Genomic DNA, 6000 nt, shown 5'->3' with positions numbered 1-6000 from the left:
AATTCTAAGGGAAAAATTACAGTGAAGGAGGAGCCAACTCCTACTTCAGAAACTAATTCGATTTTACCTTGCAAGAGGTTGACTAATCGAACGACAATTGCTAGCCCTAAGCCGGTAGTGTCAGGAACGCTAGAACCCAGGGAGCTGTTGGCTCGAAAATAGGGTTGAAAAATCCGATCGCAGTCTTCTGAAGCAATGCCAATTCCTGTATCGGTGATGCAGAGACTCCACTGTTCGTCTGACAATAATTCGGTTTTTATGGTAATAGTACCAGCTTGGGTGTAGCGAATGGCGTTGCTCACCAAGTTGGTAATAATTTGCTGCAACCGCAAGTAATCTGTCATAACTTGATCGAGAAGCGGAGTGCACTCAACGACGATTTCTAAATTTTTTTCTTTAGCCAAAGGCTCGATTATTTCGACAACAGTCCCGATCGCCGATCGCACATTTGTAGCACTTAGCTGCAATTTTATGCGTCCCGCGTCGTACCGCGAGATTTCGAGAGTATCGTTAATTAATCTAAGTAAGCGTCTGCCGTTGCTGAGGACTTTATCAATATGTGCCAAATTGGGAACAGAATCTCTAAGTTGAGAACTGTTTTTTTGGCGCAAAAACAATTCTGAGTAACCAATAATAGAGGTGAGGGGAGTTTTCAATTCGTGAGCTAAGTGAGATAGATTCTCTTGACTGGCGCGAACTAAGCGAGTCAGCTCTTGATTTGTAAGTTGCAATTGGTTTTGCAACTCCTGTAGTTCTTGGAATCTTGCTTGGGTATAGGTTTGGAAACATCTAGCAATTCCTTCGTCGATGGCACCGTCAATTAAGCGGTAAGCTCGGCTCACTTCAGCGCCCGAGCCTTTTAGCAATTCTGGCTCTAAAGCATCGAAAATTACCCTCCGCAGCAAGCGGTATTCCCGCGCAATTTCTTCGGCATCGTAACCTTGTTGTGCCCTGACAGTCCCGTGGTCTAAACTTTCTTCTATGACTGTCCCAGTGTCGCTGTCTTCTGATTGGGACAGCATAGTTACCATCGCTTGCAGTACGACGGGAAGGCTGTCGCGCACGGAATCGTAGGTGAGTTGTTTGGCGGTTTGGATTTGCTCCTCGGCGCGAACAGCTTCGATCCAGTTTTCGATAATTATGTCAATTTTATCTTGTAGCGCTTGGCTAAAATCAATCATGACCCTTAATCTATAAATCAAGTCAGCGATCGCATTTTATCTCTCTAGGTTCGTTTAATAATTAATTTTTTGAAGAGTTTGTCAACTTTTTTTGGGCTTCCCCGATCGCCAATAGCTACTCCTAAAGACCTATTGACAAAATTAAATGGTCGTGCTAGCTTAAGTTAAATTGGCTTAAAACGTCAAGCCTAATCCAGCAATGCGCGATCGAACCAAGCGTGCGGCTGGAGCGGAGGAACCAATTTTCGGGGCGAATCTCTAAAGAATTAAAAAGCAAAGTTAAAAATTGCCAAATTTAAGTGTAATTTTGGATTTTGAAATCTAAGGAGAAGGACATCTCTCAGTCCTAGCCCGTCAGCTAACTTCGCAGGCATTGAGAAGAGACTGAAAAGCCAAATGTTCTGAAAAAGATAGTTTGGCTTCGTCAGTGTCTCAGGTTGGTATTGTTCAAGATTCTTGTACCTGCCCTGACTCTGAAGGAGATTGAAATGTTCATACAGCTTAATTTATCAGCGATCGCACTTGCAGGAGTTGCAACGTGGAAGCGTGTAAAACCCGTTGTCATCCGAGATGCTGTTTTGTTACCTGCTGCGGGTTTTTTGGGAATTCTTGGCTTGTGGTGGATTGTTGCCAGCTTCAAAAGCGATTTGATTCCCACTCCGTATCAGGCGTTTATAGCTAATTTAGATTACATATTGCATCCATTTTACCAGCGCGGGCCTGGAGATTTAGGCATTGGCTGGCTGCTGCTAGCGAGTTTGCGACGGGTGTTGGTGGGATTTTTGCTGGGTGCAGCAGTGGCGATTCCCGTGGGATTTACGATCGGGATGTCGAAACCGGCAATGATGGCGCTCAATCCGCTGATTCAAATCTTCAAACCGGTGTCGCCGCTAGCGTGGCTGCCGATAGCTTTATCGATTTTTAATTTAGCAGAGCCGTCGGCAATTTTTGTCATATTCATCACGTCTTTGTGGCCGACAATTATCAACACAGCTTTGGGAGTTTCTAGCGTTTCCCAGGATTATCTGGATGTGGCGCAAGTGTTGGAAATGCCCCGCTGGAGGCGGATTACCAAAATAATTTGGCCGGCGAGTTTGCCATACATTTTTACAGGTTTGCGGATTAGTTTGGGGATTGCTTGGCTGGTGATTGTGGCGGTGGAAATGCTGACAGGCGGTGTGGGAATTGGCTTTTTTGTGTGGGATGAGTGGAGCCGTTTGAATCTGAGCTCGGTATTTTTAGCGGTGTTGGTAATTGGCATAACTGGATTGTTGCTCGACGCTGCTGTTGACAAAGTTCAGGAATTGGTAACGCATCGACCGATCATTAATCATTAGTCATTAGTCAGTTGGCAGTTGTTAGGCAAGCAGTTGTCTGTGGTCAACAGTCAACAGTCAACAGTTAACAGTCAACAGTCAACATTTAAAAGTCATTAGTCAAATTAAATATGAGTGACAAGTTTTCCAATGAATGGAACCGCCGAGAGTTTTTGCAAGGAATGGGAGCGGCGGCGGGAATGGCTTTATCGGGTTGTGGAATTAGCGCGGATCGATCGGCAAAAGGACTGACTGAAGAAGCCTCAGCCGTAAAGCCGATTGTCGATTCCCGAACCTTAGAAAAACCAAATTTAACCGTAGGATACGTGCCGGTTAACGATTGTGCGCCATTTGCGATCGCCTGGAAAAAAGGCTTTTTCCGCAAATACGGTTTAAACGTCCAACTCAACCGCGAAGCAAGCTGGGCAACCTCCCGCGACGGCGTAATCTTCGGCCGCCTCGACGCCTCCCCAGTCGTCTCCGGCGCCGTCACAAACGCCCGAATTGGCGCCGAAGGAGCGCGCCACGCACCCCTGTGCGCGGCAATGACAATTCACCGCCACGGCAACGCCATGACGATGAACAAAGCTATGTGGGATTCCGGTTTGCGCCCGTGGCACGAATACAACGGCAATTTAGAAGAATTTGGCAAACAATTTCGAGCCTTTTTTGACAGTCAGCCGTCGGAAAAAAGAGTTTGGGCAGTGGTTCTGAGTTCTGCGATTTACGAATACTTTGTCCGCTACATATCGGCGGCTGCCGGTGTCGATCCGTTCAAAGAATTTCGGGTAATTATTGTGCCGCCGCCGCAGATGGTAACGAACATCAGGATTGGCGCCATGCAGGCTTACATGGTGGCAGAACCTTGGAATACGCGGGCAATTCAAGGCAATTTGGGAGTGGGTTTTACCTTCGTGCAAGGCAAGGAAGTTTGGCTGGGGCATCCCGATCGCCTTTTGGGAGTAATGCAATCATTCATTGAGGAAAATCCCAAGACTTATTACTCGCTGGTTAAGGCAATGGTGGAAGCTTGTCAGTATTGCAGCAAGCCGGAAAATCGCAGTGAAATATCGGCGCTGCTGACTGAGCGATCGTTTACGGGGGCGAAACCGAAAAAAGGGGCGATCGACAAATTTACGCGACCGGCAATAGTTGGCGACTACAACTATGGAGGGTTTGACGAAAAAGACCGCACCATACAATCGGAAGATGCAACTATTTTCTATGACATTCCTAAGAACTTGCCTCAAATACCCGGAAATCATTCAACATTTATGTGGCAGTCTCAGAGTATTTGGTTGATGACTCAAGCCGCTCGCTGGGGACAGATTAAGGAGGTGCCAAAAAATGCTGAGGAATTAGCTAAAAAAGCTTGGAGAACCGACCTTTACCGCAAGATTGTTGCCGAAATGGGGATCGATTGTCCCCAGGAGGATTACCAAGTCGAACCTGCGGAACTTTTCATTGATAAAAAGGCATTTGATCCTAGCGATCCGGTGGGTTATTTGAATAGTTTTGAAATTCGAGCCAACCGCCCTCAGTCTTTTTTTCAGTCTTAATGTTTGACATCTTGCGCTTTTCCGACCGTCCCCCCAGGCACTTAAGTCCCTGGCTAATAGCTAAAGTCGGTTGAAACAGACTAAAATATTTTAGAAATTACGCAACCGGAAGGAAATCAAATTAACACTTTACTACTTTTTAGGAGAATACCGTGACTCAATACTTTTCTACTTCTATCGAAGCCAGCAGCCAAGTCCAGAAGCACCCTGAATTTCTGGAAATTAACAACTTGTTCAAGTCGTATAAAACTGCTGACGGTAGCGAATTTAGCGTCTTGGAAAATATCAATTTAAGTATTGGAGAAAACGAATATATTTCGGTAATCGGTCACTCGGGTTGCGGCAAATCAACGCTGCTAAAAATAGTGGCAGGTTTGGAAAAACAGAGCGCGGGAATGGTGACACTGGAAGGAAAAGAAATTCGCAAACCTGGAGCCGATCGCATGATGGTATTTCAGCACTACGGATTGCTGCCTTGGCTGACGGTGCGAGAAAATATTCGGCTAGCAGTTGATGAAGTTTTGCGAAGTCTTAGCCGCCCGGAGAAGATTAGTCTTGTCAACGAACATCTAGCAATGGTAAACTTAACATCGGCAGCCGATAAATATCCAGACGAGATTTCAGGGGGCATGAAACAGCGCGTAGGAATTGCGCGAGCTTTGGCGATTCGACCGAAAATGTTATTAATGGACGAACCGTTTGGAGCGCTGGATGCTCTGACTCGCGGCAAGTTGCAGAAACAGGTGCTGGATATTTGGGAAAATCACAGACAAGCTGCAATGATGATTACTCACGATGTGGATGAAGCTATCTATATGTCCGATCGCATTGTGCTGATGACAAACGGCCCGGCTGCGACGATAGGTGAAGTTTTGTCAGTGCCGTTTGCGCGCCCGCGCGATCGCCAAGAGTTGCGGGAATCGAAGGAGTATTACGAAATCCGCAACTATGCTTTGAATTTTCTCGATCGCTACTTTACTCAAGACGAATAACACCCGACGGATCGACATAACAATTCACTTAAGAGAGGTTAAGCCTGTGAATCTCAAAACAATGTTAGCGCGTTTTGAAAGTGCATTGGGATACCAAAATTTAGCAGAAGAAATGGTGTTGCTGCCGGAGCCAACATTACCAGTTTATAAGAAGTCAAAATCCCCAAAACAGGCCAAAACCATCAATTTTATTGTCGGTTACAACAGTTCTCCCCAAAGTCAAGTAGCTCTGGATATGACCCTGTGGATGGCGCATCAAACTCGTTTAGTAACAACTAAAGAAGTCACGGTTCAAGTCGTCTACGTAATCGACGAATCGTCAAAAAGTTACCGCGAAGATACTTGCAAAGTTGCTGTAGCAAATGCCTTGGCTGCACAGCAGAAAGTGTCTGATTTAGAGGAAACATTCGCCCTTAGTTGTGCCGCGCCTGCGATCGCTTTACCCACCGAAATCCCATCGGTATCCCAGCAAAAAACTTGGATAGAGCCGCATTATTTCCAAGCAATTTATGGTCAAAATAATGAGTACGAGGTAGCAGATAAGTTGCTGTGGCAAGCGCGCTGTTTGGCTGAGGAATGGCGCGGTTTATTCAAAGCTCATTTACGCATCGGGCGGGTGGCTACAGAACTGAGAAACGTGGTTGAATTAGAATCAGCAAATTTACTATTCTTGGGCTGTGGTTCTGGCAACCATCGGCTGGTTAGGGAACTAGGCAATAATTTTCCCTGCTGCGTGCTCGGGATTCCTGCGGCACTCAGCTATCAGATGGATGTTCAGCCTGAAGAAAGTTTGAGCAAGTTACAGTTGGCTACAGTTATGTCTGCACATTAAACTTGTTCAGCACTTACGCAAAACTATATGTAAGGTTCGCAGTGCAAATCCTACCGCTATAAATTAGTGCGCTAAACCTTTTTTTGCGTAAGTTCTATGTCGATAAAAAATTAACAATAG

Annotated in this window: 5 protein-coding genes and 1 riboswitch; of the genes, 4 read left to right on the top strand and 1 reads right to left on the bottom strand. The window is 45.8% G+C overall.

What is annotated here, in order from left to right; all coding sequences use genetic code 11:
* A partial coding sequence (locus QUA71_RS25125) for a sensor histidine kinase (RefSeq protein ID WP_333289256.1) occupies positions 1-1181 on the bottom strand: 1181 nt, incomplete at its 3' end.
* 175 nt (positions 1182-1356) lie between these two features.
* Positions 1357-1569, top strand: a riboswitch (cyclic di-AMP (ydaO/yuaA leader).
* A gap of 100 nt (positions 1570-1669) precedes the next feature.
* Between QUA71_RS25125 and ntrB the strand changes: the two genes are divergently transcribed.
* The 4 genes from ntrB to QUA71_RS25105 all read left to right on the top strand — a co-directional run bounded on the left by ntrB (position 1670) and on the right by QUA71_RS25105 (position 5880).
* Positions 1670-2518, top strand: a complete 849-nt coding sequence (ntrB, locus tag QUA71_RS25120) for a nitrate ABC transporter permease (RefSeq protein ID WP_333289254.1) — start codon at positions 1670-1672, stop codon at positions 2516-2518.
* A 110-nt stretch (positions 2519-2628) separates the two neighbouring features.
* A complete protein-coding gene (locus QUA71_RS25115; RefSeq protein ID WP_333289252.1) occupies positions 2629-4056 on the top strand; it encodes an ABC transporter substrate-binding protein in 1428 nt (475 codons plus the stop codon).
* A gap of 152 nt (positions 4057-4208) precedes the next feature.
* Positions 4209-5048, top strand: coding sequence for a nitrate ABC transporter ATP-binding protein (locus QUA71_RS25110; protein ID WP_333289250.1), 840 nt, complete (start codon positions 4209-4211; stop codon positions 5046-5048).
* 46 nt (positions 5049-5094) lie between these two features.
* Entirely contained in the window at positions 5095-5880 is a 786-nt protein-coding gene (locus QUA71_RS25105) for a universal stress protein (protein ID WP_333289248.1), read from the top strand.
* Positions 5881-6000 lie beyond the last annotated feature (120 nt).

The sequence above is a fragment of the Microcoleus sp. MON1_C5 genome, from assembly GCF_036701875.1.
Lineage (GTDB): Bacteria > Cyanobacteriota > Cyanobacteriia > Cyanobacteriales > Microcoleaceae > Microcoleus.
This window is presented reverse-complemented; position numbering and strand designations above follow the sequence as displayed.